This window comes from Rhizobium grahamii (genome assembly GCF_009498215.1).
Lineage (GTDB): Bacteria > Pseudomonadota > Alphaproteobacteria > Rhizobiales > Rhizobiaceae > Rhizobium > Rhizobium grahamii_A.
This window is the reverse complement of the sequence record NZ_CP043498.1, coordinates 871,144-894,924: the sequence shown is the minus strand read 5'-3', so window position 1 is coordinate 894,924 and position 23,781 is coordinate 871,144. Positions and strand designations below refer to the sequence as shown.

23 protein-coding genes and 4 tRNA genes are annotated in these 23,781 nt (G+C 59.6%); 10 read left to right on the top strand and 17 right to left on the bottom strand.

What is annotated here, in order from left to right:
• Window positions 1-96: 96 nt before the first annotated feature.
• The 10 genes from rplL to tuf all read right to left on the bottom strand — a co-directional run bounded on the left by rplL (window position 97) and on the right by tuf (window position 7,969).
• A complete protein-coding gene (gene rplL, locus FZ934_RS04455; protein WP_037187138.1) occupies window positions 97-474 on the bottom strand; it encodes a 50S ribosomal protein L7/L12 in 378 nt (125 codons plus the stop codon).
• Between the two features lie 58 nt (window positions 475-532).
• Window positions 533-1,051, bottom strand: a complete 519-nt coding sequence (rplJ, locus tag FZ934_RS04450; protein ID WP_153270092.1) for a 50S ribosomal protein L10 — start codon at window positions 1,049-1,051, stop codon at window positions 533-535.
• A gap of 326 nt (window positions 1,052-1,377) precedes the next feature.
• On the bottom strand, window positions 1,378-2,076 hold the full coding sequence (gene rplA, locus FZ934_RS04445; RefSeq protein ID WP_153270091.1) for a 50S ribosomal protein L1: 699 nt from the start codon (window positions 2,074-2,076) through the stop codon (window positions 1,378-1,380).
• Window positions 2,077-2,080: 4 nt separating this feature from the next.
• A complete protein-coding gene (gene rplK / locus FZ934_RS04440) occupies window positions 2,081-2,512 on the bottom strand; it encodes a 50S ribosomal protein L11 (protein WP_037138708.1) in 432 nt (143 codons plus the stop codon).
• A gap of 172 nt (window positions 2,513-2,684) precedes the next feature.
• Complete coding sequence (gene nusG / locus FZ934_RS04435; RefSeq protein ID WP_153270090.1) at window positions 2,685-3,215, bottom strand: transcription termination/antitermination protein NusG; 531 nt, start codon at window positions 3,213-3,215, stop codon at window positions 2,685-2,687.
• 17 nt (window positions 3,216-3,232) lie between these two features.
• A complete protein-coding gene (secE, locus tag FZ934_RS04430; protein ID WP_153270089.1) occupies window positions 3,233-3,433 on the bottom strand; it encodes a preprotein translocase subunit SecE in 201 nt (66 codons plus the stop codon).
• A 299-nt stretch (window positions 3,434-3,732) separates the two neighbouring features.
• The gene (locus FZ934_RS04425) at window positions 3,733-5,313 is read right to left on the bottom strand and encodes a glycosyltransferase family 39 protein (RefSeq protein ID WP_153270088.1); all 1,581 of its coding nucleotides are present in this window, start codon (window positions 5,311-5,313) and stop codon (window positions 3,733-3,735) included.
• A gap of 209 nt (window positions 5,314-5,522) precedes the next feature.
• Window positions 5,523-5,598: transfer RNA gene (locus FZ934_RS04420), tRNA-Trp, on the bottom strand.
• Between the two features lie 139 nt (window positions 5,599-5,737).
• Window positions 5,738-6,631 carry an NAD-dependent epimerase/dehydratase family protein gene (locus FZ934_RS04415; RefSeq protein ID WP_153270087.1) on the bottom strand — a complete coding sequence of 298 codons (894 nt, stop codon included), beginning with the start codon at window positions 6,629-6,631 and terminating at the stop codon, window positions 5,738-5,740.
• A gap of 162 nt (window positions 6,632-6,793) precedes the next feature.
• Window positions 6,794-7,969 (bottom strand): elongation factor Tu, encoded by a 1,176-nt coding sequence (gene tuf, locus FZ934_RS04410; protein WP_153270086.1) that lies wholly within the window; start codon window positions 7,967-7,969, stop codon window positions 6,794-6,796.
• 263 nt (window positions 7,970-8,232) lie between these two features.
• On the opposite strand from tuf, the gene FZ934_RS04405 reads away from it, so the two are divergent.
• A complete protein-coding gene (locus tag FZ934_RS04405) occupies window positions 8,233-8,742 on the top strand; it encodes a hypothetical protein (RefSeq protein ID WP_153270085.1) in 510 nt (169 codons plus the stop codon).
• Window positions 8,743-8,789: 47 nt separating this feature from the next.
• Here FZ934_RS04405 and FZ934_RS04400 read toward each other — a convergent pair.
• A tRNA-Gly gene (locus FZ934_RS04400) sits at window positions 8,790-8,863 on the bottom strand.
• Between the two features lie 24 nt (window positions 8,864-8,887).
• A tRNA-Tyr gene (locus FZ934_RS04395) sits at window positions 8,888-8,972 on the bottom strand.
• A gap of 205 nt (window positions 8,973-9,177) precedes the next feature.
• Between FZ934_RS04395 and rlmB the strand changes: the two genes are divergently transcribed.
• The 5 genes from rlmB (at window position 9,178) to FZ934_RS04380 (ending at window position 11,388) form a co-directional block, all read left to right on the top strand.
• On the top strand, window positions 9,178-10,068 hold the full coding sequence (gene rlmB, locus FZ934_RS04390) for a 23S rRNA (guanosine(2251)-2'-O)-methyltransferase RlmB (RefSeq protein WP_153270084.1): 891 nt from the start codon (window positions 9,178-9,180) through the stop codon (window positions 10,066-10,068).
• Window positions 10,069-10,107: 39 nt separating this feature from the next.
• Complete coding sequence (locus FZ934_RS04385; protein ID WP_153270083.1) at window positions 10,108-10,803, top strand: AprI/Inh family metalloprotease inhibitor; 696 nt, start codon at window positions 10,108-10,110, stop codon at window positions 10,801-10,803.
• Window positions 10,804-10,871: 68 nt separating this feature from the next.
• Entirely contained in the window at window positions 10,872-11,027 is a 156-nt protein-coding gene (locus FZ934_RS27740; protein WP_194273757.1) for a hypothetical protein, read from the top strand.
• Between the two features lie 64 nt (window positions 11,028-11,091).
• A complete protein-coding gene (locus tag FZ934_RS27735; RefSeq protein ID WP_194273756.1) occupies window positions 11,092-11,229 on the top strand; it encodes a hypothetical protein in 138 nt (45 codons plus the stop codon).
• Window positions 11,230-11,312: 83 nt separating this feature from the next.
• Window positions 11,313-11,388, top strand: a tRNA-Thr gene (locus FZ934_RS04380).
• Between the two features lie 233 nt (window positions 11,389-11,621).
• On the opposite strand, the gene FZ934_RS04375 is transcribed toward FZ934_RS04380, so the two are convergent.
• Window positions 11,622-11,942: a hypothetical protein gene (locus tag FZ934_RS04375; RefSeq protein ID WP_153270082.1), complete on the bottom strand. Its 321-nt coding sequence runs from the start codon at window positions 11,940-11,942 to the stop codon at window positions 11,622-11,624.
• A gap of 221 nt (window positions 11,943-12,163) precedes the next feature.
• Between FZ934_RS04375 and FZ934_RS28400 the strand changes: the two genes are divergently transcribed.
• The 3 genes from FZ934_RS28400 to FZ934_RS04365 all read left to right on the top strand — a co-directional run bounded on the left by FZ934_RS28400 (window position 12,164) and on the right by FZ934_RS04365 (window position 13,832).
• Window positions 12,164-12,289 carry a hypothetical protein gene (locus FZ934_RS28400; RefSeq protein ID WP_281409921.1) on the top strand — a complete coding sequence of 42 codons (126 nt, stop codon included), beginning with the start codon at window positions 12,164-12,166 and terminating at the stop codon, window positions 12,287-12,289.
• 246 nt (window positions 12,290-12,535) lie between these two features.
• A complete protein-coding gene (locus FZ934_RS04370; RefSeq protein ID WP_153270081.1) occupies window positions 12,536-13,309 on the top strand; it encodes an NAD kinase in 774 nt (257 codons plus the stop codon).
• 10 nt (window positions 13,310-13,319) lie between these two features.
• Window positions 13,320-13,832, top strand: a complete 513-nt coding sequence (locus FZ934_RS04365; RefSeq protein WP_153270080.1) for a hypothetical protein — start codon at window positions 13,320-13,322, stop codon at window positions 13,830-13,832.
• Between the two features lie 67 nt (window positions 13,833-13,899).
• Here the strand turns inward: FZ934_RS04365 and prfB are convergent.
• The 3 genes from prfB to FZ934_RS04350 form a co-directional block, all read right to left on the bottom strand.
• Window positions 13,900-15,031 (bottom strand): peptide chain release factor 2 gene (gene prfB, locus FZ934_RS04360; protein ID WP_153270079.1). Its coding sequence is split into 2 segments (ribosomal slippage): window positions 13,900-14,961 and window positions 14,963-15,031, totalling 1,131 coding nucleotides; the frame shifts between segments, so codons are not numbered across the junction.
• 100 nt (window positions 15,032-15,131) lie between these two features.
• Window positions 15,132-17,579, bottom strand: coding sequence for a penicillin-binding protein 1A (locus FZ934_RS04355; protein ID WP_153270078.1), 2,448 nt, complete (start codon window positions 17,577-17,579; stop codon window positions 15,132-15,134).
• 242 nt (window positions 17,580-17,821) lie between these two features.
• Window positions 17,822-19,054: an N-acetylmuramoyl-L-alanine amidase gene (locus FZ934_RS04350; RefSeq protein WP_153272363.1), complete on the bottom strand. Its 1,233-nt coding sequence runs from the start codon at window positions 19,052-19,054 to the stop codon at window positions 17,822-17,824.
• Between the two features lie 641 nt (window positions 19,055-19,695).
• Between FZ934_RS04350 and FZ934_RS04345 the strand changes: the two genes are divergently transcribed.
• Window positions 19,696-22,527 carry an Rne/Rng family ribonuclease gene (locus FZ934_RS04345; RefSeq protein ID WP_153270077.1) on the top strand — a complete coding sequence of 944 codons (2,832 nt, stop codon included), beginning with the start codon at window positions 19,696-19,698 and terminating at the stop codon, window positions 22,525-22,527.
• A 79-nt stretch (window positions 22,528-22,606) separates the two neighbouring features.
• Here FZ934_RS04345 and FZ934_RS04340 read toward each other — a convergent pair whose 3' ends face one another.
• Window positions 22,607-23,710: a COX15/CtaA family protein gene (locus FZ934_RS04340; protein WP_113362739.1), complete on the bottom strand. Its 1,104-nt coding sequence runs from the start codon at window positions 23,708-23,710 to the stop codon at window positions 22,607-22,609.
• Between the last annotated feature and the right edge of the window lie 71 nt (window positions 23,711-23,781).

The window sequence follows — 23,781 nt, the reverse complement described above, 5'->3', positions numbered from 1 at the left end:
TACCCAAAAGCCGTTTTCAAGCGGCTTTTGGGTAATTCGTTCCGGAAAACGGCAAATGGGAGGCCGGAAATCCAGCCTCCCAGATGCAATTCAAGATTACTTAACGTCGACCTTAGCGCCGGCGTCTTCAAGCTTCTTCTTGATGTCGGCAGCTTCAGCCTTGGAAACAGCTTCCTTGACAGCCTTCGGAGCGGCTTCAACGAGGTCCTTAGCTTCCTTCAGGCCGAGGCCGGTGATGCCGCGAACTTCCTTGATGACGTTGATCTTGTTAGCGCCGGCGTCAGCCAGGATAACGTCGAACTCGGTCTTTTCTTCTTCAGCAGCAGCCGGAGCAGCGCCACCGCCAGCAGCAGCAACTGCTACCGGAGCAGCAGCGGAAACGCCCCACTTTTCTTCGAGAAGCTTGGACAGTTCTGCAGCTTCCAGAACGGTCAGCGAGGAGAGGTCGTCTACGATCTTTGCGAGATCAGCCATTGTATCAATTCCTTATGTTCGGTTCGAACCGGTTGTTTATAAACAGCAAAAAACCGCCTTATGCGGCTTCGTCCTTCTTGGCGTAAGCCGAAAACACACGAGCAAGCTGGCTTGCCGGTGCTGCAACAACGCCTGCGATGCGGGTAGCCGGAGTCTGGATCATGCCCAGCAGCTTCGCGCGCAGTTCGTCCAACGAAGGCAGGGTCGCGAGCGACTTGACTGCTTCTGCGTTGAGCGTCGTTGTTCCCATGGCGCCGCCCAAAACAACGATCTTATCGTTGGTCTTGGCGAAATCCACGACGACTTTCGGAGCGGTGATCGGGTCATTGCTGTAAGCAATGAGCGTCTGACCGTTAAAGAGATTGGAAATCCCTTCCGCTTCCGTACCCTGAAGGGCGATCTTGGCCAGGCGGTTCTTCGCGACTTTGACGGTACCGCCAGCTGCGCGCATCTTGGAACGGAAGTCGTTCATCTGCGCGACTGTAGCACCAGCATAGTGGGCCACGACAACCGAGCCCGAAGCCTTGAAGACTTCGTTCAGTTCCGTGACGAATTCGCGTTTTTCCGCTCTTTCCACTGCCTATCTCCAGTAGATGGGACCGTAAACGGGCCCATCGGGTTGCCTTTGCCTCTCGGGATCAAAAGAGATCCCAAGCGACGCTTGAGGATCCTGTCCCCTCGCGCTCCGCGCCAGTTAAGGCTGAGAGGCACAAGGCATCCTAGGCTCGAACCAAATTCATCGAAGCAGAGCTTCAAGCAATTCGGGTCTTACCCGTCTCATGCAGGCCAAGTGATTAAGGGAAAACCACCTGCAATCTCGGACAGGATTCCGGATTTCTCCGGAATACTCCGGCCCCTTGCGAGGCCGGAATTCTTGAGCCGGACCGAAGCCCGGCGAATTTATTAAGCGGCCGGAGCCGTAACGGACGACGGGTCGATCTTGACGCCCGGGCCCATGGTCGAAGAGATCGCTACGCGCTTGACGTAGTTGCCCTTGGCGCCAGTCGGCTTTGCCTTGATGACGGCGTCAGCGAAGGCGCGGATGTTTTCTTCCAGCGCCTTGGCGTCGAACGAAGCCTTGCCGATACCAGCGTGGACGATACCAGCCTTTTCGACGCGGAACTCGACAGCGCCGCCCTTGGACGCCTTAACGGCACCAGCAACGTCCATCGTAACCGTACCAACCTTCGGGTTCGGCATCATGCCACGCGGGCCGAGAACCTTACCGAGGCGACCGACGAGCGGCATCATGTCCGGGGTCGCGATGCAACGATCGAAATCGATCTTGCCGCCCTGGACGATTTCGACGAGCTCTTCAGCGCCGACGATATCTGCGCCAGCTGCCTTGGCTTCATCAGCCTTGGCGCCACGAGCGAAGACAGCAACGCGAACGTCACGGCCGGTGCCGTTCGGCAGGTTGACAACGCCGCGGACCATCTGGTCTGCGTGACGCGGGTCAACACCCAGGTTCATCGATACTTCGACGGTTTCGTCGAACTTGGCGATAGCCCGTTCCTTGACCATGCCGATGGCGAGGTTCAGAGCGTAGAGCTTCGTGGGATCAACACCTTCGTTGATCTTCTTGGTGCGCTTGCCAGCCATGGTCTTATCCTACCACTTCCAGGCCCATGGCGCGGGCAGAGCCCTCGATCATCGCCATTGCACCTTCGATATCCGCTGCGTTCAGATCCTTCATCTTGGCTTCTGCGATCGTCTTGATCTGAGCCTTGGTGAGCTTGCCGGCGGTAGCGCCCTTGCCAGGCGTCTTCGAACCGGACGTGATCTTCGCTTCCTTCTTCAGCCAGTAGCTAACCGGCGGCTGCTTCATAGCGAAGGTGAAGGACTTGTCCTGGTAATAGGTGATGACGACCGGGATCGGCATACCCTTTTCCATTTCCTGCGTAGCGGCGTTAAACGCCTTGCAGAATTCCATGATGTTAATGCCACGCTGACCAAGCGCCGGGCCGATTGGCGGGGACGGGTTTGCCGATCCTGCCTTAACCTGAAGCTTGAGCTGGCCTGCAACTTTCTTAGCCATATCTCTCTGCCTTTCACTGACGGTCGGTTGCCCGACCAATAAATGCCGGATCGCTCCGGCGGCTGCGGTTGCGTGGTTCGGATTTTAGGACCCGGCTAAGGTGCCCTCACCTTCCACGCGCTTTACGGCCTTCGCCGCAAGGACATAAGCCGTCGCCGGCTTACGTCCGAACTCAAACCTTCTCGACCTGAGCGTATTCCAGTTCGACCGGCGTAGCGCGGCCAAAGATCGACACTTCCACCTTCAGGCGCGAACGCTCTTCGTCCACATCCTGAACCGTGCCGTTGAACGAGGCGAAAGGACCATCGGAAACGCGGACCTGCTCGCCGATCTCGAAGGTAACAGATGCCTTCGGCCGCTCGACACCCTCCTGAACCTGACCGAGAATACGGTCGGCCTCATAGTCCGGAATCGGAACAGGCTTGTTATCAGAGCCGAGAAAGCCGGTAACCTTCGGCGTATTCTTGATCAGGTGGTAGGCTTCGTCCGTGAGGTTTGCACGCACAAGAACATAACCCGGGAAGAACTTGCGCTCGGAATCGACCTTACGGCCGCGACGCACCTCAACCACCTTTTCAGTCGGAACGAGAATCTTCTCAAAAAGATGCTCGAGTCCCTTCTGCCTGGCCTTCTCCTCAATGGATTCAGCCACCTTCTTCTCAAAATTCGAATACGCGTGGACGATGTACCAACGTGCCGCCATGTTACCACTCCACCCGATCAGTTGCCGACGTTCAGCACGAAGCTCAACAACCAGCCGATGAGCTGGTCCGCAGCAAAAAAGAACAGCGCAGCAAAGATCACCATCACAAGCACCATGACCGTCGAGATCATCGTCTCGCGGCGCGAAGGCCAGGTAACTTTCGCCGTCTCGGAGCGAACCTGCCGCAGAAACGTAAGTGGATTAGTTTTGGATGCCATCGACTGCCCACGCAATTACGGCGCGTAAAGCTGAAACTATCAGCCCCACGCACCGCGTGTCTGTTGAACCTTACATAAACACCGATTCCCAATTGCACAAGAGGGAAACCGAAGTTTAACGAAATTGGCGATCACGATGCCGGCTGCACGGGTCCTGCGACCAGGCACTTGGCACCGCCCTCTCCTACTGGAAGACGTCAAGCTACGTCCTCCTTTCGGTCGCGGTGATTAGCACGACCACTGCCGGAATTGCAATGCTTCTCCGAAATCTTTTGCCGGGGCGTCGCTCTGAGCGGTCGTTACTCGAACAGTGTCACGGTGGTGCCGAAGTAGTTTGCGGTCTGCGTCGCACGCTTCGAGGAAGAGAGTTCACCTCTCACGAGTTCATCCGGATCGTATAGCCCCTCCGAGCGGGTGATCAGCCACACGCGGCGGTAGCTCTGGATAGCTGCGGCCATTTTCTGAACGTCAGCTACCATGACAACGGGGGCCCCGAGGTTGCTGACGAACGTGCGACCGCCACTCTCATCACGCACGGGAAATGGCCCGGGAACATAGACGATCGGCGGGAAGCCGAGACGTCCCTCGGCGTAATAGAGCAGTTCGACGCTGAGCTCGCTTGGCGTCGCCACGACCACATCGCCCGCTTCCGCGACGGCGGCTATGTCTTCCGCCATCCGTCTCGGATCTTCGACAATGTGGGCATATCCTCTCGCAACGTCCATCGCGCTCAACGCCAGGAAACCAACGAGAACGAAGGCCTTAACAGCCGGGTTCTTCCAAACGCTGACGATACCAACCGCGACAAGCAGCATCGCCAGCGGTGCCAACCATTCGAACAACCGGCTGATGTAGATAGGCTTGATCGTGAAGCTGATCGCGAGAACCATCGAAAGCGGCAGGAACAGTACGATCAGTAGGTTCAAAGCCGTTGGCCGGTCGGCCCTCCAAAGCGCGAACCACCCTATGGCGGCCAAGATAGCGGCTGCGGCGGCAGGGATATCACCGCCCGACGCGAGGATCCATGCGGAGATAAGATCCTGCCTGCTCGTTGTTACCCAGAAGGAAAGCCTTGCGAAATGCTGGCTCTGCCAGAAGTACATCGGCAAATACGGAGCCCAGATCGCCAGGGCAGCGAGACCGGCCCCGACCGCCACACCGAGGGACCTCACGCGACGTCCGGGAAGAAACAGCAGGATCGAAAGGCAGAGACCAACCCAAATGCCGAAGGCGATGAACACAGCGGTATTGTGAAGCCACAGGGTTACGCCGCCTGACGCGGCCAGCGCGATCGCCGGCGTCAGCACCGGCGTGACGCGGAATCTTCCAGGCAACTGAACGGCCATCGCATGAAAAAGCGCAACGGACGAGATGATCGCGAGGGTCGCGGTGAGCGTTTCCAACGCATAGGGACGCGCCTGCTGAGCGAAGAAGATGTTGCCCGCATTGGCGGCGAGCAGCAAGCCTGCAATCAGGGCCGCCGCCTCACCCTTGCCACCAAGCCGTAGCAACCGGCCCGAGATCGCTACAGAAAGCACGGTCAGCACGCTGGCGAAGACCGACAGGCCGCGAAGGCCCCATTCCGTTGTGCCGAACAGCGCCGCCCATCCCTTCAACAGAGCGTAATAGAACGGCGGATGCGTCTCATAGAGCGGGACATCGGTCCACAATTCGCGAAGCGGCAAAGCCGCAAACCAGGCGCTGTAAGCTTCATCCAGCCACAGCGACCGGCTGGATAGAGTCGGCAGCCGCAGGCAGAGCGCGACGACGACAATAGCAAAGGCACAGATCCAGAAGCGCGCACCCGCGAGATATGACGCGGGTGCTGAAGCCCCGTTGCCACTGCGCGCTCGCGGAAAAGCGGCGGCAGTATCGCTCATGGTTTCATCGCTCATTTGCCGCAGGTACCGATCTCAGCCAAGTGAAGCACACGCCGCTAGAGGTTTCGTTTCCCGGCAAGCACGGGGCTGCTCGGGCAATCCAGCTATAGCAATGACACGGGAAGCGAAAGAAAAGCGTTAACAGCGAGCGATCAGCGGCGACGCAACCATACGGCGTACCGATGCAAAATGACCGTCTTTGGAGAAAATGGCAGGGGCAGAGGGGCTCGAACCCCCGACCTGCGGTTTTGGAGACCGCCGCTCTACCAGCTGAGCTATACCCCTTTACGCTTTACATTCAGCTTCTTGACCGATCGGCCGCGAAGCGAAACTGCAAGCATGGCGCTCCTTTAAGGCGGCGGCGCAGGATTGGCAAGTGCGTTTTTCGATTTTTCCAATCCTGCGTCGCCACAAGTCCCGTCAATCACACCTTCACGTATTTCCGCCAGTCGTGCTCTTCCTTGAAACCAAGCACTTCGCGGATCTTCCGGTTGGAAAGCAGGCCTTCATATTCGCCGATCTCGCGCTGGAACGGCACGTTCGGATAGAATCGCCGCGCGAGTTCCTTTGACGGCGTATTGGCCGAAACGGTATCGTTGGCGGCATTGAAGACCTGGAAACCGAGGCCGTCCTTCTCGATGCACAGATGGCAGATCTGACCCAGATCGCGTGCGTCGATGTAGCTCCAGGCGATACGCTTGCGCATCTCCGGATTGGCAAAGTAGGTCGGGAAGCGCTCGTATTCGTGCGGCTCGATGACGTTGCCGATCCGCAGCGCATAGATGTCGAAGCCGGAGCGCTCCGCAAAGGCGCGGGCCGTCTTCTCGTTCACGACCTTGGAGAGGCCGTAGGAATCCATTGGATCGACGTCGTAATCCTCTTCCAGCGGGAACTGGTGGAAATCCCGATGGCCTTCGGCAAAGCAGACGCCATAGGTCGTTTCGCTGGAGGCGATGATGATCTTACGGATGCCGAGCTTCACTGCCGCTTCGATGACATTGTAAGTCCCCATCGTATTGATGCGGAAGGTCTCGTTGTCAGGCTTGATGAGGATGCGCGGGATTGCCGCGAAATGCACAACCGCATCAAAGGGCTGGACGCCCCTGCCCGCATCCAGGTCGGGAAAGTCCCGGTGCATCGAAAGCGCGTTGAATACCTGGCCGCTGTCAGTGATATCGGCGATCAGGTTTGTCACGCCGGGGCTGTCCAGCGGCACGAGATCGACGTTGTGCACCTCATAGCCGGCATTGACCAGCCAAGGCACGGCATGGCGCCCTGCCTTGCCCGAACCACCCGTAAAGAGAATGCGCTTTTTCATGATGTCCTCCCGTATGCAATTGGAGGCATAGATAACGGCTTCGCGGTCAAGCGCAAGTGTGCCCGACAGCAGGGATTGCACCACCGAAGCGCGCCACAGGAGGATGGACAAAAAAAGCCCCGCTGTTTCCAGCGGGGCTTCTTCAATTGGATAATCCGAAGATTACTCGACGATCGAGGCGACGATGCCTGCGCCGACGGTACGGCCGCCTTCGCGGATAGCGAAGCGCAGCTTTTCTTCCATCGCGATCGGAACGATCAGCTCGACAGCAACGGTGACGTTGTCGCCAGGCATAACCATTTCCGTGCCTTCCGGCAGCGAGACGATACCGGTCACGTCAGTCGTACGGAAGTAGAACTGCGGACGGTAGTTGGTGAAGAACGGCGTATGACGGCCGCCTTCTTCCTTCGTCAGGATGTAGGCTTCGGCCATGAACTTCTTGTGCGGCTTGACAGAGCCCGGCTTGCACAGGATCTGACCACGCTCAACGCCGTCACGGTTAACACCGCGAACCAGGGCGCCGATGTTGTCGCCAGCCTGGCCCTGATCGAGCAGCTTGCGGAACATTTCAACGCCGGTAACCGTCGTCTTCGAGGTCGCGCGGATGCCGACGATTTCGACTTCTTCGCCAACCTTGACGATGCCACGCTCGACGCGGCCGGTCACAACCGTACCACGGCCAGAGATCGAGAACACGTCTTCGATCGGCATCAGGAACGGCTGGTCGATCGGACGCTCAGGCGTCGGGATGTAGGCGTCGACAGCCGCCATCAGCTCGCGGATCGCGTCTTCGCCGATCTTCTTGTCGGAATCTTCGAGAGCGGCCAGAGCCGAGCCCTTGATGACCGGAATGTCGTCGCCCGGGAAGTCGTAGGACGACAGAAGTTCGCGAACTTCCAGCTCGACGAGCTCGAGAAGCTCGGCGTCGTCAACCTGGTCAACCTTGTTGAGGAACACGACGATCGCCGGAACGCCAACCTGACGAGCAAGCAGGATGTGCTCGCGGGTCTGCGGCATCGGGCCGTCAGCAGCAGAGCAAACCAGGATCGCGCCGTCCATCTGTGCGGCACCGGTGATCATGTTCTTGACGTAGTCGGCGTGGCCGGGGCAGTCAACGTGAGCATAGTGACGGTTCGGGGTCTCATACTCGACGTGTGCCGTCGAGATGGTGATGCCGCGTGCCTTTTCTTCCGGAGCAGCGTCGATCTGGTCGTACGCCTTGAACTCGCCGAAGTACTTCGTGATCGCTGCCGTCAGAGACGTCTTGCCGTGGTCAACGTGGCCGATCGTGCCGATGTTAACGTGCGGCTTGTTGCGCTCAAACTTACTCTTTGCCATTTGAATGCTTCCTGTGAACGAAATGGATGACCCCGGCGAACCGGTTTAGTGCCGCCGTTTAAGGCTTTCGGGGAAATTGCGCAAGACCTAATTGCGGACCGTATTCCTAGCCTGCGGGCCATATGGGACGGGGCATGCAATCGGCAATATCCATCGTAAATGGCAGCGCCGATATATTCTCGAAAAACGGGCGCCGGTTGTCGAGGATGTGGTACTACTTCCTGCGCAGCCCTGACGCCAAAGCATTGTTTGGGAGACAACGCATGGAACCCAAGGAAATTGCCAAGAGATCCCTAAGCAACTTTCTGATTTTTGCCGCCTGCGCATTTGTACTGTGGATACTTGCCGCTGCGATCGACTGGGTCGCGCAGATCCTCCGCCTCTCCTCGCCCGAACGTCTTCCAGCCTTGGCGACATCCATCGTCAGTTCGTCGACGCTGCAGGCGATCGTCGCGATCTGGCTGCTGACGGCGGCCTTTGCCATCGCCTTCCCGAAAATGCTGACGCCGCTTTCGGCGACGACGACACTGATGTTCGACGTCGGATACGGCATTCTCGGCGCGCTCACCGGCTTCGGCATTGCCATCGGCCTTTTCGGGGGCGGATGGTCGATCCTTCTCCGCGCGCTCGTCTACAGCGCGATCATCGCGATCGGCTTCATTGCCGTTCGCAAATGGCTTTCGAGGGAGGACATCAGCACCTACGGAAATAAAAGGTGGACGATTGCCGGCATCATCGCGATCGCTTCGCCGTTCGTTCTTCTCTGGGGCTAGAAGCACACAAAGATAAGATGACGATCTGAATGGCTATGCTGGGGATCTGGAGCGGGTAGCGGGAATCGAACCCGCGTATTCAGCTTGGAAGGCTGCTGCTCTACCATTGAGCTATACCCGCGGGATGGTCCGATCCGAGGACGAATGGTGGAGAGAGTTGGATTTGAACCAACGTAGGCTGAGCCAACGGATTTACAGTCCGTCCCCTTTAACCACTCGGGCATCTCTCCAGTTTTTCGTCCGGATCGTTAGACCAAGTCTGCAGGCCTTCGAAGCGTTGCCGCCCCCTCGGTCTGCGCCGCGTATATGACCGGACGATTTCCGCATGTCAACACGATGACGGTGGAAAAAATGTGAAAAATTTCATCGGCCGTGGAAAGCCGGGCTCCTGAAAGAAATCCTATGCGGGAAGAAAGGCCCTCGCTATAAAGCCGCATGAGCAAAGACAACAAAACAGGCGGCCGGTCCGCTGACGACAAGTCCGCCAAGGACACACATTATGCGAATCTGCGCCGCGCGCATCGCGACAACAAGCGCGAACGCGGCGAGATTCCGACACCACCAGAACAGAAGCGCCGTCGCGGCGGCGAGGACTGGAAGCCTCCGACACTCGCGCCCGAGCAGGTTTATCTCTACGGCCTGCATACGGTTCGCGCAGCGCTCGGCAACAAGGAGCGCAAGAGCGTCAAGCTTTCGGTGACGCAGAACGCTCTTGCCCGGCTGGAAGTCGACGTCGAAGCACTCGGCATTCCCGTCGAAATGGTCGCCCCGCACGACATCGACAAGTTTCTCGGCCCCGACGCAATCCATCAGGGCGTCATGCTGGAAACGCGCCCCCTGCCCGTCCGTCGGCTTGAAGCGCTCAAGGATAGCCCGCTGCTTCTCGTGCTGGATCAGGTAACCGATCCGCACAATGTCGGCGCCATCATGCGCTCGGCCGTCGCCTTCAATGCCGCTGCGGTCATCACGACGCAGCGTCACAGCCCGACCGAATCGGGTGTGCTCGCGAAATCGGCCTCCGGCGCGCTCGAACTCATTCCCTACATCCAGATCACCAACCTGGCCGACGCGCTGGGTGAACTGCACAAGCTCGGCTTCACGACGATCGGTCTCGATTCGGAGGGGCCGGCACCGCTCGAAGGCACATTTAACGGCGACAAGGTTGCCTTGGTGCTCGGCTCGGAAGGCAAAGGGTTGAGGCAGAAGACGCGCGAGACCGTCAATGCACTCGCCCGGCTCGATATGCCCGGCGAAATCAAGTCACTGAATGTGTCGAACGCCGCGGCGATCGCGCTCTATGCAGCAAGGCAATATCTGAAATCGTAGCCGGCTCCTGAAGCGGGCGGCGACAAGGGGAGGTTCGCATTGATCCGTCTTTCGATTCGCAGCCTGTTTCTCGCCGCCGGCGTCTTCGCCTCAATGCCCGTTCTGGCGGATGATGTCGACGCTGACATCATCAAGGCCCAGGCAGGCAGTTATCTGCTTGCCCCGGCCGACGGCACGCCGGGTTGCAGGATAACGCTGGAAACGACGACCGCGATCGGCGGATACGCCGTTTCGGGCGCCGCCGGCTGCGCCAAGGCGCTGCCGCGCTTTGCCGAAGCCTACGCGTGGAACTTCGGTGACGACGGCACCCTCATCATGCTCGATGCCACGCGCAAGGTCCTGGCGCGCTTCATCGAAAGCGAGGGTTCACCGCTTGCTACCGACGGCGACCAGCCGTTGCTTCTGCTCGACGCCCCTGATGCTGTTGACCATGTGCCGACCGTTGCCAGCCTTGCCGGCGAGTGGCGCCTCAAACGTCCCTCGGGGCAGGCCATATGCGCGGTCACGCTTCAGAACAAGCCCGGCGAAGACGGCAATTCGCCAATGTCACCGTCTGGAGACTGTGACAAGGCCATCGCAGACCTGCACCTTTCCCTGTTTCATGTCGAAGGGTTCGGACTTGTCCTCATGAGCACCGATGGAGCCTCGCTCTCGTTCGACATGAGACCGGACGGATCGTTCGAGAAAAGTCCCGATGAGGGCGGCAAACCGCTTGTCATGGTCAGGGGTCCATAGCCTCGCCCATTTGATGCGGCATTCTCACGGCGACCTGAACTCCCCGATATAAAGGAGACGAACTCGGCATGGCATTGCGCTCTTTGATCTTCGGCGTCACCTTCATCGCGATCCTGGTGGCAATCGTGCTCAGCATCGGCTGGATCGACAAAACGCAGCCGCTCCACCAGCCCGATCCCCTCGCGCCGGCGACGGTTCCCAGTCAGCGGCCACCCGCGCAGTAGCTGCTCTCATCCGGAACCGAAAGCCTCTCCACACGTTCTCACCTCCGCAACAAGGAGAACCGGTGTGCGAATAATGATCGTCGTTATTGCGGTGATGGTTGTATCGGTGCTCAGCATCGCGATCATGTCGCCATCCGGTGACGGAAACGTCCTGGATGATGGTCACCTTCAGGCGAGCATCCGGCAGACGGCACAGAACTGAGCCTGCGAGTTTCCACGCTCAAATGACGGCCTGCGCCGTTTTCTGCTTTACAGGACGGCAGAATCTGCTACTTGGCAGGCATTGCCCTTGTAGCTCAGTTGGTAGAGCACCTGATTTGTAATCAGGGGGTCGCGGGTTCGAACCCTGCCGGGGGCACCACAATTCCTGAACGAAATCAGTTCTGATGATAGAGCTGCCTGACATTTTTCGTGTCGCATGACCTTGCAGCTGTTTCACTTGGTTTGCAGCCATCCCCTTTACAGACACGGCCAGATGGCACTCCATGAAAGCAGCATGGCAGGAGCGAAGGCCATGCTCTTTCCATTCTGTCGGTTGAACGAGAAAGCCCCGCCATTTCTGACGGGGCTCTTCTTGGAAGAGATGGAGACCGCTTAGCGGATGTAAAGCTTGAACACCGACCGCGGGTAATAGTAGCCATCGCTGTGGCGACGATAGCCCTGGCGGTAGTCGCGATATCCACGGTGGCCGTTCCAATAACCGCGACGGTCGCGCCGGTGTTCATAGCGATCCCGGTGGTGCCTGTCGCGGCGCCAGTCATTCCGGCGATCTTCACGGTACTGGGCGAGTTCTACGTCGGATGTAACTTGCTGATGCTGTGCCACGAGCGGGGCGGCCGAGGCCATGCCGAAGCTCGATGCCGCAATAACAATTGCAACTACAGTCATTCCGAGACGAGAAAAAATTCTATTCATGGTTACGCCTTTCCAGTGGTAATGTGAGCGACCATGCCCTTCCGGGTATGAACGGAACATGAACTACCACTGGCCAGATCACGGCCGGGCGCGAACACCGACCTTCACCAACAACTGTCCGCCCGATTGGTGCCGCTCCTGACGGCGTACAGCCAAGATAGAGCTTGCATTCTTCCCTCTGCTGCTCGGTAATGAGCCTCTATCGCAACCAGGAGGAATCGATGGCCAAGGGTCAAGCCAAAAGCAATAAAGAGGTCCGCAAACCCAAGAAGGACAAGGCCGCGCCTGCTGCTGCGCCTACTCTTGGGGCTAAGACCGTCGAGGCTAGTAAGCAGAAGAAGCCATGAACTTCAGCCTCCCCGACATCGCTTCGGGGAGGCCCAAGCCTCAAACCAGACGCGATCCCTTTCGTTGCAGCGCGCCTTTTGAGTGCGCCATCGATGCGACATGGAACGCGACAATCCCTACACAAAGGTGTTCGTGCCTGATCTGTAATCAGTGGGACGCGGGCGGAGAACGGCTTGCCGCCTAAAACGCCTTGTCGGGTGACCCTGCGATCAGTTAGCTAGGTGCACTCAACAAAAGGGAATTGCATGGGCCGGTCATTTCAGACGCTTTCCTTCCTGGCCTCCCCGGCCTCAGAGGCGCTGGCCGCGCGGGAAGAGCTGATTCGCCTCTACGGCGACGTGCCCCCTCAGGAAGCGGATGTGATCGTTGCGCTTGGCGGCGATGGCTTCATGCTGCAGGCCCTGCACAGCACGATGAACTCGGGCAAGCTGGTCTACGGCATGAACCGCGGTTCGGTCGGCTTCCTGATGAACGACTATCGGACCGAGAAGCTGCAGGAGAGGATCTGCGAGGCCGTCGAAAACGCGTTCCGTCCGCTGCAGATGACCACGGCGAATGCCGACGGCACGAATTCGACAGCCCTTGCGATCAACGAAGTGTCGCTTTTCAGGCAATCTTATCAGGCAGCCAAGCTGCGCGTGGAAGTGGATGGAGTTGTCCGGCTCGAAGAACTCATTTGCGACGGGCTGATGGTGGCAACGCCGGCGGGATCTACTGCCTATAACCTCTCGGCACACGGACCTATCCTGCCGCTCGACGCACCGCTGCTCGCCATGACGCCGGTCAGCGCGTTTCGGCCCCGCCGTTGGCGCGGTGCTCTGCTGCCGAACAAGGTAACCGTCGATATTCATGTTCTCGAGGTCGACAAAAGGCCGGTCAACGCGGTTGCCGATAATTCGGAGGTCAAGTCGGTGCTGCATGTGCGCATCGCCCAGTCGGAGCATATGACAGCTCGCATTCTATCCGATCCCGATCGATCATGGTCCGATCGCATCCTGGCAGAGCAATTCGAAGATTGAGACCGTTCCGATGACCTTGCGCAACGCACTTTTCTGCACGCTTCTCCTCGCCGCACCGCTTTCGGCCGAAGCCGGCGAGGAGCCGGGTACCCTGCTCCCGGCGTCGGTGACCTTCGCGACGAGCACCGGCTATTGGGAGGATGACGGCGAGGTTCCGGTTGTCCAGCATTCGGCTGCCTCGGCCAAGCCTGACGACAGCAAGAAGGCACAGCCGAAGGCTCGGCACGGCTACTATAAGATATTCGCGGTCCGCCAGCCGGATCGTACGGCCAAGGTCTTCCTCCAGCAGATCGCACAGACGGAAGACGGTCCCGACGTGCTCTCGACGGTGGAGATCCAGGAACTCAACGACCTCAAGCCTTATGTCACGGACATCAGGCCTGAGAACTCGACGGGCATGCTGAAGGAGCCCGGCCTGTTTGCCACCGTCTTCCTGAAGACCGATCCCGATGCGGAAGCCGACAGCTGGACCGTGATCATAGACGAGTTCGGCGAGGTCACCGTCGGGAAGGCCAGCAACTGAGATTCTGCCGCCGCCCAGCAGAACGGGTCATCGGCAATAAAAAAGGCCCCATCCGGGGCCTTTTTCTTTAGTCGACGTCGTCGACCACGGCATCCGCCTTGCCGCTGATGCGGTGCGCGAGCGCTGCTTCCATGAACTCGTCGAGCTCTCCATCCAGCACATCGTCAGGCGCGGTGCTGGTAACGCCGGTGCGCAGGTCCTTGACCATCTGGTAGGGCTGCAGGACGTAGGAGCGGATCTGGTGCCCCCAGCCGATATCGGACTTGGAGGCCGCTTCGGCATTGGCCGCGTCTTCGCGCTTCTTCAGTTCCGCTTCGTAGAGACGTGCGCGAAGCATGTCCCAGGCCTTGGCGCGGTTCTTGTGCTGCGAGCGTTCCTGCTGGCACTGCACCACGATGCCCGAGGGCATGTGGGTGATGCGGACAGCGGAGTCGGTCGTGTTGACGTGCTGACCGCCGGCGCCGGACGAGCGGTAGGTGTCGATGCGGCAATCGCTTTCGTTGATGTCGATCTGGATCGAGTCGTCGACGACGGGGTAGACCCAGATGGACGAGAACGAGGTGTGGCGACGCGCGTTGCTGTCGTAGGGGGAGATGCGGACCAGGCGGTGAACGCCAGATTCGGTCTTCAGCCAGCCATAGGCGTTGTGGCCCTTGACGAGAAGCGTCGCGGACTTGATGCCGGCTTCTTCGCCGTCGTGCACTTCGAGCAGTTCGACCTTGAACTTCGAGCGTTCGGCCCAGCGGGTATACATGCGCAAAAGCATGTTCGCCCAGTCCTGGCTTTCCGTGCCGCCGGCGCCGGAGTGAACTTCGAGATAGGTGTCGTTGCTGTCGGCTTCGCCAGACAACATCGCTTCGACCTGCTGGCGCGCGGCTTCGGCCTTGAGTGCCTTCAGCGCGTCTTCGGCTTCCTTGACGATGGCCTCGTCGCCCTCGTCCTCGCCCATCTCGATGAGCTCGATGTTGTCTTTTATCTGCTGTTCGAAGCGGCGTACGCCATTGATGCCGTCATCGAGTTGCTGGCGCTCGCGCATCAGCTTCTGTGCTTCGGTGGCATCGTTCCAGAGGTTCGGATCCTCTGCCTTGTTATTTAACCAGTCCAGTCGTCTTACCGCCTGGTCCCAGTCAAAGATGCCTCCTCAGCAGGGTGATAGCCTGCTTGGTTTCATCGACTACATTCTGGATTTCCGCTCGCATTTTCCTGCTTCTTTACGTTGCTTAGAAAGTTGCCCGTCAAATAATTGTGGCGGCTGCGGATGTAAAGGGCCGCAACCGCTACAGCTGTCTGGAAGAGAGATCAGTAGAGACCGCCGGCGCCAGATTGAACAGCCTGGTTGGCCTGCGGAGAGGTCTTCAGGATTTCCTCGGGCGCCATGGTGTTGTCCATGCCGATGACCGAGAAGCTGTCAGCCGGGCCAGTGCCGGGCTTGAAGGCCTCGATGATCGTATTCGGATCACCCTGCGTCGCGGCCATGCCGGTCTTGCGGTCGATCGGGATCATATTCATCCCGGCCGGAATGACGAACTTCGATTCCGGCATGTCCTTGACCGCCACCTGCATGAACTCGTTGAACACCGGCGCCGAAAGCGAACCGCCGGTGCCGCCACGCCCAAGCGTCGATGGCGTATCGAAGCCGATATAGAGGCCGGCAACGAGGTCAGGGGTGAAGCCAACGAACCACGCGTCTTTTTCGTCGTTCGTCGTACCGGTCTTACCGGCAACGTCGCGGCCGCCGAGGTTGACCTTGCCCGCTGCGGTGCCGCGTTGGATGACGCCCTGCATCATCGAGGTGATCTGGTAGGATGTCATCGGATCAAGCACGGTTTCGCGGTTGTCGACGACGTTGGGCTCATCCTGGTTCTGCCAGTCGCTGGCGTTGCAACCTTCGCAGACGCGCTCTTCGTGCTTGAAGATCGTCTTGCCGTAGCGGTCCTGGATGCGGTCGATCAAGGTCGGCTTGATCTGCTTGCCGCCGTTGGCGATGACCGAATAGGCCGAAACCATGCGCATGACGGTGGTTTCACCGGAGCCGAGCGACATGGCGAGCACCGGCATCATGTGATCGTAGATACCGAAGCGTTCCGCATATTCCGCGACGACGTTCATGCCGAGATCGTTGGCGAGGCGAACCGTCATGCGGTTGCGCGAGTGCTCGATCGCGAAACGGAGCGTGTTGGCACCGCCACCCTCGCCCTCATAGTTGTCGGGCGCCCAGATCTGGCCGTTTCCGGTCTGGATCTGCAGCGGATCGTCGTTGACAACCGAGGCTGGCGTATAGCCGTTATCCATCGCCGCCGCATAGACGAACGGCTTGAAGGACGAGCCCGGCTGGCGCATCGCCTGCGTGGCGCGGTTGAATTCCGACTGCGAATAGGAGAAGCCGCCGACCATTGCCAGAACGCGGCCGGTCTTCGGGTCCATCGCGACCAGACCGCCCTCCACCTTCGGCGGCTGGCGCAGCCGGTAGGAGTTCGAGCCTTCGTCACCGAGCCGCTCGACGTAAACAACGTCGCCGGCCGACAGCACGCCTTGCGGCGACTTCGCGGTCTTGCCACCGCCGGCCGCCCGGTAGGCCCACTGCATGTTCTTTGCCTGGATGACGCCGCGTTCGCGTTCGCTCGGGATCTTCCCGGCGCCGTCTTTCGCAGGCTGCAGGCCAATGTCGACGCTATCGTCGGCGACAGCAAGCACAACGGCCAGGCGCCACTCGGGCACGTCTGACAGTGCGGGAATGTCGGCAAGCGCCTTGCCCCAGTCCGCGGCGGTATCGATCTGTTTCAGCGGACCGTGGAAGCCTCGGCGTTCGTCATAAGTCGTCAGGCCGTCCTGCAGGGCCTTCCGTGCGAAGACCTGCAACTGCGGATCGAAGGATGTCCGGACGGATAGGCCGCCCTCGTACAGCATCTTCTCGCCATACTGGTCGATCAGCTGGCGACGCACGGCTTCAGCGAAATAGCCAGACGCGAAGAGCGAGGGGCCACTGTTGCGGCCGGTGACGCCGAGAGGCTGCTTCTTGGCTTCCGCACCGTCGGACTGGCTGACATAGCCGTTCTCGACCATGCGATCGATAACCCAGTTGCGGCGCGTGATCGCAGCCTCGGGATGCCGGAACGGATGGTAGTTGGCCGGGCCCTTGGGGAGCGAAGCCAGATAAGCGGCATCGGCAATCGTCAGCTCGTTCACCGACTTGTTGAAATAAGTCAGCGCCGCGCTGGCGATACCGTAGGAATTCAGGCCGAAGAAAATTTCGTTCAGGTAGAGCTCGAGGATCTTGTCCTTGCTGTAGGCCTGCTCGATGCGGAAGGAGAGGATGGCTTCCTTGGCCTTGCGCTCCATCGTCTGTTCGCTCGACAGAAGGAAGTTCTTGGCCACCTGCTGCGTGATCGTCGAACCACCCTGGGTCGGGCCGCCGGTCAGATAGGCGACGACAGCGCGGCCGAAGCCGGTGACGTCGATACCGGGATGCTGGTAGAAATTCTTGTCTTCAGCCGACAGGAAGGCAGCCTTCACGCGATCCGGCACAGCCTGGATCGGCAGGAAAAGCCGGCGTTCCTTGGCGTATTCCGCCATCAGGGCACCGTTGCCAGCATGGACACGCGTCGTTACCGGCGGCTCATAGCTGCTCAGCACCGCGTAATCAGGAAGATCCTTCGTGACAGTCGCCAGATAAATGGCAACGACGCCCGCGACGCCCAGAAACAGGACGCAAGCCGCTCCGAAGAAATATCCAAGAAGTCTGATCATATTTAAGCTACCGGTATCTCAATTATCGATCGGCGCGAACTTAACGATCCCATAGATCGCGGCTTTATGCATGCTGCGCCGATTACTCCATGAGCGTTATTGCCACAAGCCAATTCCGTTTTGCGTGTGGAAACATAGTCGTGACTAATGGCCTGAATGTGAGCAAACTAGGGCTCATACCGCTAATTCACGTTGTTTCAGGCCTTTATGAGGAGGCTGTCACTTCTGCGCCACGCTACCGCTCAGCCGCCATTGGCAACCAGCGCCGAATGATAGCGCTTCACGGCCTCTGTCAAAAGGTCCGCCATCTTCGATCGCCATGTTTCGTCAAGCAAGAGCTTCTCGTCCTCCTTGTTCGACAGGAAGCCGAGTTCGAGCAGGATCGAGGGCACGTCGGGTGCCTGCAGCACCCGGAAACCAGCGTGACGATGCGGATTGTTGATGGTGCCGACTTGGTCCTTGAAAGACGACAGCACGCTTTCCGCCATCGAGATCGAAAAGGCCTGCGTCTCGCGGCGCGTCAAATCGAGCAGGATATCGGCCACTTCGGGCGGTTCCGCCGTCACCGTCTTACCGGCAATCTGATCGGAGAGGTTTTCGCGATCGGCGAGATCGGCGGCAAGCTTGTCCGAAGCCTTGTCGGAAATCGTATAAACCGTGGCGCCGCGAATGTCCTTCTGCTTCAGCGTGTCTGCATGCATCGAAACGAAAAGATTGGCGTGGTTCTGGCGCGCGATCTCCACGCGCTCCGACAGCGACAGGAAGGTATCGTCCTTGCGCGTCAGGAAGGCCCGAATGCCGGCCTCACGGTTCAGGCGGTCGGCGAAGGCCTTGGCGAAGGCGAGCGTGACGTCCTTTTCCTGCGTCTTGGTGTCAACGCCGACGGCACCGGTGTCTATCCCGCCATGACCGGCGTCGACAGCGATGACGAGATCGCCGCCCTGCGGTTGTTCCGCGGAGGGAATCGCGCTGGTGGTCTGGGGCGTCGTCGGATCGCTCCAGGACTGCGCTTTGACGAGCTCTTCGAACTTCGCCTTGTCGGTCATCTCGGCTTCGAGCACCAGCCGGTGGCCCTTGCCGCTTTCGTCGGCCTGAACGCGGGCAAGGCCGATCTTGACCGGCTTGATCGCGGTCAGGACGATCCGGGCACTGTCCTCGTCCATCGTCCCGTAGCGAATATCCTTGAACAGGCCCCTCGCGTCGAGATCCTTCGCCGGGAAACCGAAGGCCGTCGCCGGCAGATCGATGATGACGCGTTCAGGGTTTGCGATGTAGTGAACCGAGAACGACGGGGCGCGGTCGAAATCGATGACAACTCTGGTGCGTGCATCATCACCCACGATGCGTGCGCCGTAGGCAAGCAGTCGTTCGTCTGCTATCGCCGCATTGACCGCCACGATCGCGGCAAGCGTTGCCGCCACGATGGCAAGACAGCCCAATCTCAAGCCGGCGGCCACAGCCGCCCCGCGCCGCATCGTCTCAACCAATCGACCGCCCAACCTCAAATGTCACTTTTGAATGTCCCGCAGCTCTCCCGAGGAGCAAATCGGACTCGCCCCTGCAATATCCGAATCGACCAACGCCTGCCGTAGTTTTCTATGTTGCTCCAAATCCATCAATATTATGGCACATTTGGCTTTTCCCTTGATATTATGACGGAGAAAACATACAAGGATTTTCAGGGTAGAAGTGCTGACGGGATAGAGTCGCCTGCAAGGGCAGCCAAACCGCGAAGGACCTGGCGCCACAACCGGCAATCGTCCGCCGTCTTATGCGTTTCCACTCGTAAATTGGATCCTGAATTTCCGGCGTATGCGGGAACTTCATCGGTGGATTAGCCACCAACCGCTCTTTACAGAGAGAGCAAACTCATCGGACCTGAACAAGGTCTTAGTTTTGTCGATCTCGCTTGGTCTTTGATGGTGTCGCAGCAGGTTTTATCTGAAGTCTACAGGCCCCGGGAAAACAGTTTCCCCGCTGCTGTCTGGCTGCTGCCTTCCACACCGCACCAATCGCGACTTTCATTATCCGGCGCTGCAACAACGGACCGCATTCCCCCTGTCTCACCGACAGCGGGAGATGCCGCCGCTCGACTGCGCCGAGGAGCTCAGCTTACATGGCAGACAAAATGCTTATCGACGCGTCTCACGAGGAAGAGACGCGCGTCGTTGTCGTTCGCGGGAACCGCATAGAAGAGTTCGACTTCGAATCACAGCACAAGAAGCAGATTCGCGGCAACATCTACCTGGCAAAGGTGACGAGGGTTGAACCCTCGCTTCAGGCCGCGTTCGTCGATTACGGCGGCAACCGGCATGGCTTTCTGGCCTTCGCCGAAATCCACCCCGACTACTACCAGATCCCCCTCGCCGACCGTCAGGCGCTTCTGCGCGCTGAAGCCGAGGACCATCGTCGCGATGACGACGTCGAGCACATCGAGACCGCAACGGTAGATCTTTCCACGCAGGACCAGCCCGATATCGGTATCGTTCCTGCTGCCGAGCCCACCAACGAAGCGACTGTCGAGGTGGTAGAGACCGCCGAGGTTGTCGAAGCGGTGGAAGAGGCTCCGGCCAAGAAGGCAAAGCCGCGCCGCAGTCGCAAGAAGGCTGCCCCTGCGGTTGCCGAAGAGGCAGTAGCGGAAGAAGCTTCCAACAGCGAATCGCCCGCGACCGCCGACGATGAGGACGAAGGCTCCTCCGGCGGCAAGATGGCCGCGATGGTCGAAACCGATTCGATCTCCGAAGACGTCGACACCCGCCGCCGCAACGACGATGACGACGATGACGACCACGAAGAAGAAGTGATCGAATCCGTCGGCGCCGAAGATGCGATGGAAGAGGTTCCGGACCGGGCCCAGCGCAAGCCGCGCAAGCAGTATCGCATCCAGGAAGTCATCAAGCGCCGCCAGATCCTGCTCGTTCAGGTCGCCAAGGAAGAGCGCGGCAACAAGGGCGCAGCGCTGACGACCTATCTGTCGCTCGCCGGTCGCTACTCCGTTCTGATGCCGAACACGGCGCGTGGTGGCGGCATTTCCCGCAAGATCACCAGCCCGCAGGACCGCAAGCGCCTGAAGGAAATCGCGCGCATGCTCGAAGTGCCGCAAGGCATGGGTGTCATTCTGCGCACCGCTGGCGCGAACCGTACCAAGGTCGAGGTCAAGCGCGATTTCGAATATCTGATGCGCCTGTGGGAGAACGTCCGCACGCTGACGCTTCAATCGACGGCGCCCTGCCTCGTCTACGAGGAAGGTTCGCTCATCAAGCGCTCGATCCGCGACCTCTACAACAAGGATATCGGCGAGATCATCGTTGCCGGCGAAGAAGGCTATCGTGAAGCAAAAGACTTCATGAAGATGCTAATGCCGAGCCATGCGAAGGTCGTCCAGCCGTATCGCGACATCCACCCGATCTTCTCGCGCTCAGGTATCGAAGCACAGCTCGACCGCATGCTGCAGCCGCAGGTGACGCTGAAGTCCGGCGGCTACCTGATCATGAACCAGACGGAAGCGCTGGTTTCGATCGACGTCAACTCCGGTCGCTCGACGCGCGAACACTCGATCGAGGACACCGCTCTCCAGACCAACCTCGAAGCTGCGGAAGAAATCGCTCGCCAGCTTCGCCTGCGCGACCTTGCGGGTCTCGTCGTTATCGACTTCATCGATATGGAAGAGAAGCGCAACAACCGCGCGGTCGAAAAGAAGCTGAAGGAATGCCTGAAGAACGACCGTGCGCGTATCCAGGTCGGTCGCATCTCGCACTTCGGCCTTCTGGAAATGTCACGCCAGCGCATCCGCGCATCGGTTCTCGAATCGACGACACAGGTCTGCTCGCATTGCGGCGGCACCGGTCACGTTCGCTCGCAGTCCTCCGTTGCGCTGCACGTGCTGCGCGGCATCGAGGAGTATCTGCTCAAGAACACGACGCACGACATCACCGTGCGGACAACGCCTGACATCGCGCTCTACCTGTTGAACCACAAGCGCCAGACGATCATCGACTATGAAGCCCGCTTCGGCGTGGCCATCATCATCGATGCCGATGGCGCGGTCGGCGCGCAGCATTTCGCGATCGATCGCGGCGAAGCCGTCGAGAACCCGGTCAAGATCGAAACCCTTTTCAACTTCGCCGCCATCCCTGACGATGACGACGATGACATCGTGATCGAGGTTGACGAGGAAGAAGACGAAGAACTCGAAGAGAAGCCCGCAGCCGCCGAACGTCCGGCAGCGCGCGCCGAAGGTGAAGGCGATGGTCGCAAGCGCAAGCGTCGCCGGCGTCGTCGTGGCCGTAACGGTAACGGCGAACAGCAGGCTGCCAGCGAGTCGGCCTCCGATCAGGCAGACGCTGGCGACGAGGGTGATGACGAGGACGGCGCGATCGAAGCCGATGCAGCCGCACCGGCTACAGCCGACGAGCAGGCTGACGGCGATGAGAGCCAGCGCCGCAAGCGCCGCCGCCGCGGAAAGCGCGGTGGTCGTCGCAACCGCGAGGAAAATGGCGAGCAGTCCGCTGAGGCCGGCGATGAAGACGAGGCCGCGACCGACGCCGAGGAAACCGAGGTAGCAGAACCGGTACAGGCGACTGTGGCTGAATCCATCGAGGTCGTTGCCGAAGAAGCTGTCGAGCCCCAGACTGCCATGGCTGCTGTCGAGACAGCAGCTTCCGTCACCGAAGACGTCAAGCCGAAGCGCGCACGGCGCAGCCGCAAGGCATCGCCGGTGGAAGAGCCGGTTGTCGAAGCCGCTGCCGAGGTAGCTCCTGCTGCGGAACCGGAAACGGTTGAAGCGGCTGCGGATCTGACGGCATCCGTCGAAGAAGAAGCCAAGCCGGTCCGTGCAAACCGCGAGTCGAACATCTCCTCATCGGAGCCGACCGTGAAGTCGACGAGCACCGATGGCGACGGCAAGCCCAAGAAGGCTGGCTGGTGGCAGCGCCGCGGCTTCTTCTAAGAAGCCGCCTGTCGCTTACGCGTAGAAACAAAAAATCCGGCTGTGGTGCAGCCGGATTTTTTTGTGCCTCGATTTGATATCAGTCGCGCTCGGCGATCACTGTGGTGCGAGGATATTCGCCATAGAAGCCGCGCCAGTTGGCGACGGCAAAGCCGAACACGACGAGGGCGCCTGCCTGATGCAACAGGCCCCAATGCACGGGAACCTGCAGCAGCAGCGTTGCTATACCGATCGCAGCCTGGACGATGACCAGAACGAACAGGACGACGGCTCGACGAGCGTGCGTGGTCGATGGAGCCGCCGACAGCGCGATGATCATGTTGAGCAGCGTCAGCGCCAGCAGCGTATAGGCTCCGAGACGGTGGATGAACTGCACCGTCTTCGGATTCTCGAAGAAATTGATCCATGCAGGCTGCTGAATGAGCAGGTCGGACGGAACGATCGCCCCGTCCATGAGCGGCCAGGTATTGTAGCTGAAGCCGGCATCGAGCCCGGCCACCAGCGCGCCGAGGTAGATCTGGAACAGCGCGAAGATCGCGATTACGCCCGCCCACGCCTTTGAACCTGACGTCGGCGCCTCATCGTCGGAATGCGGAGACAGGCCCCGCATGATCCACATGCACGATGCAAAGATCAGGCAGGCCATGATCAGGTGCGTGGCAAGCCGGTACTGACTGACATCGGTACGAACCGACAGGCCCGATGACACCATCCACCAGCCGATCGCCCCCTGCATGCCGCCCAGCGCGAGAATGCCGAGAAGCGGCCAGCGCAGGCGCCGCTCAATCTTTCCGGTCGCCCAGAAATAGATCAGTGGAAGCGCGAAGATAACGCCGATCCCGCGGGCGATAAGGCGATGCGCCCATTCCCACCAGAAGATTCCCTTGAACTGCTCGACCGTCATGTCGCTGTTCAGTTGCTGATATTCGGGAATGCGCTGGTACAGCTTGAACTCTTCTTCCCATTCCGCAGCGTTCAGCGGCGGGATAACGCCGTGGATCGGCTTCCATTCGGTGATCGAGAGCCCGGAATTCGTCAGCCGCGTCGCGCCGCCGACGATAACAAGACAGAACAGCGCCAGAAGGACGAAGCCCAGCCAGACGCGAACCGCCTTACGGTTGCGGTCCTGCGTGCGGACCTCACCCAAGATTCTCTGTTCGGTGGTTGTATTCGCGAATGCCATGACTGCTCCTTGTTTCCGGCATTGATTTGCCCGAGCGGCTCATGCAAAACAAGCCCCGAGCCTTTGCGGCA

Bases quoted from the DNA above. Each gene is read 5' to 3' on its own strand.
- rplL (WP_037187138.1), bottom strand. From the start codon at position 474: ATGGCTGATCTCGCAAAGATCGTAGACGACCTCTCCTCGCTGACCGTT.
- rplA (WP_153270091.1), bottom strand. From the start codon at position 2,076: ATGGCTGGCAAGCGCACCAAGAAGATCAACGAAGGTGTTGATCCCACG.
- rplK (WP_037138708.1), bottom strand. From the start codon at position 2,512: ATGGCTAAGAAAGTTGCAGGCCAGCTCAAGCTTCAGGTTAAGGCAGGA.
- nusG (WP_153270090.1), bottom strand. From the start codon at position 3,215: ATGGCGGCACGTTGGTACATCGTCCACGCGTATTCGAATTTTGAGAAG.
- secE (WP_153270089.1), bottom strand. From the start codon at position 3,433: ATGGCATCCAAAACTAATCCACTTACGTTTCTGCGGCAGGTTCGCTCC.
- FZ934_RS04425 (WP_153270088.1), bottom strand. From the start codon at position 5,313: ATGAGCGATACTGCCGCCGCTTTTCCGCGAGCGCGCAGTGGCAACGGG.
- FZ934_RS04415 (WP_153270087.1), bottom strand. From the start codon at position 6,631: ATGAAAAAGCGCATTCTCTTTACGGGTGGTTCGGGCAAGGCAGGGCGC.
- tuf (WP_153270086.1), bottom strand. From the start codon at position 7,969: ATGGCAAAGAGTAAGTTTGAGCGCAACAAGCCGCACGTTAACATCGGC.
- FZ934_RS04405 (WP_153270085.1), top strand. From the start codon at position 8,233: ATGGAACCCAAGGAAATTGCCAAGAGATCCCTAAGCAACTTTCTGATT.
- rlmB (WP_153270084.1), top strand. From the start codon at position 9,178: ATGAGCAAAGACAACAAAACAGGCGGCCGGTCCGCTGACGACAAGTCC.
- FZ934_RS27740 (WP_194273757.1), top strand. From the start codon at position 10,872: ATGGCATTGCGCTCTTTGATCTTCGGCGTCACCTTCATCGCGATCCTG.
- FZ934_RS04375 (WP_153270082.1), bottom strand. From the start codon at position 11,942: ATGAATAGAATTTTTTCTCGTCTCGGAATGACTGTAGTTGCAATTGTT.
- FZ934_RS28400 (WP_281409921.1), top strand. From the start codon at position 12,164: ATGGCCAAGGGTCAAGCCAAAAGCAATAAAGAGGTCCGCAAACCCAAG.
- FZ934_RS04370 (WP_153270081.1), top strand. From the start codon at position 12,536: ATGGGCCGGTCATTTCAGACGCTTTCCTTCCTGGCCTCCCCGGCCTCA.
- FZ934_RS04365 (WP_153270080.1), top strand. From the start codon at position 13,320: ATGACCTTGCGCAACGCACTTTTCTGCACGCTTCTCCTCGCCGCACCG.
- FZ934_RS04355 (WP_153270078.1), bottom strand. From the start codon at position 17,579: ATGATCAGACTTCTTGGATATTTCTTCGGAGCGGCTTGCGTCCTGTTT.
- FZ934_RS04350 (WP_153272363.1), bottom strand. From the start codon at position 19,054: ATGCGGCGCGGGGCGGCTGTGGCCGCCGGCTTGAGATTGGGCTGTCTT.
- FZ934_RS04345 (WP_153270077.1), top strand. From the start codon at position 19,696: ATGGCAGACAAAATGCTTATCGACGCGTCTCACGAGGAAGAGACGCGC.
- FZ934_RS04340 (WP_113362739.1), bottom strand. From the start codon at position 23,710: ATGGCATTCGCGAATACAACCACCGAACAGAGAATCTTGGGTGAGGTC.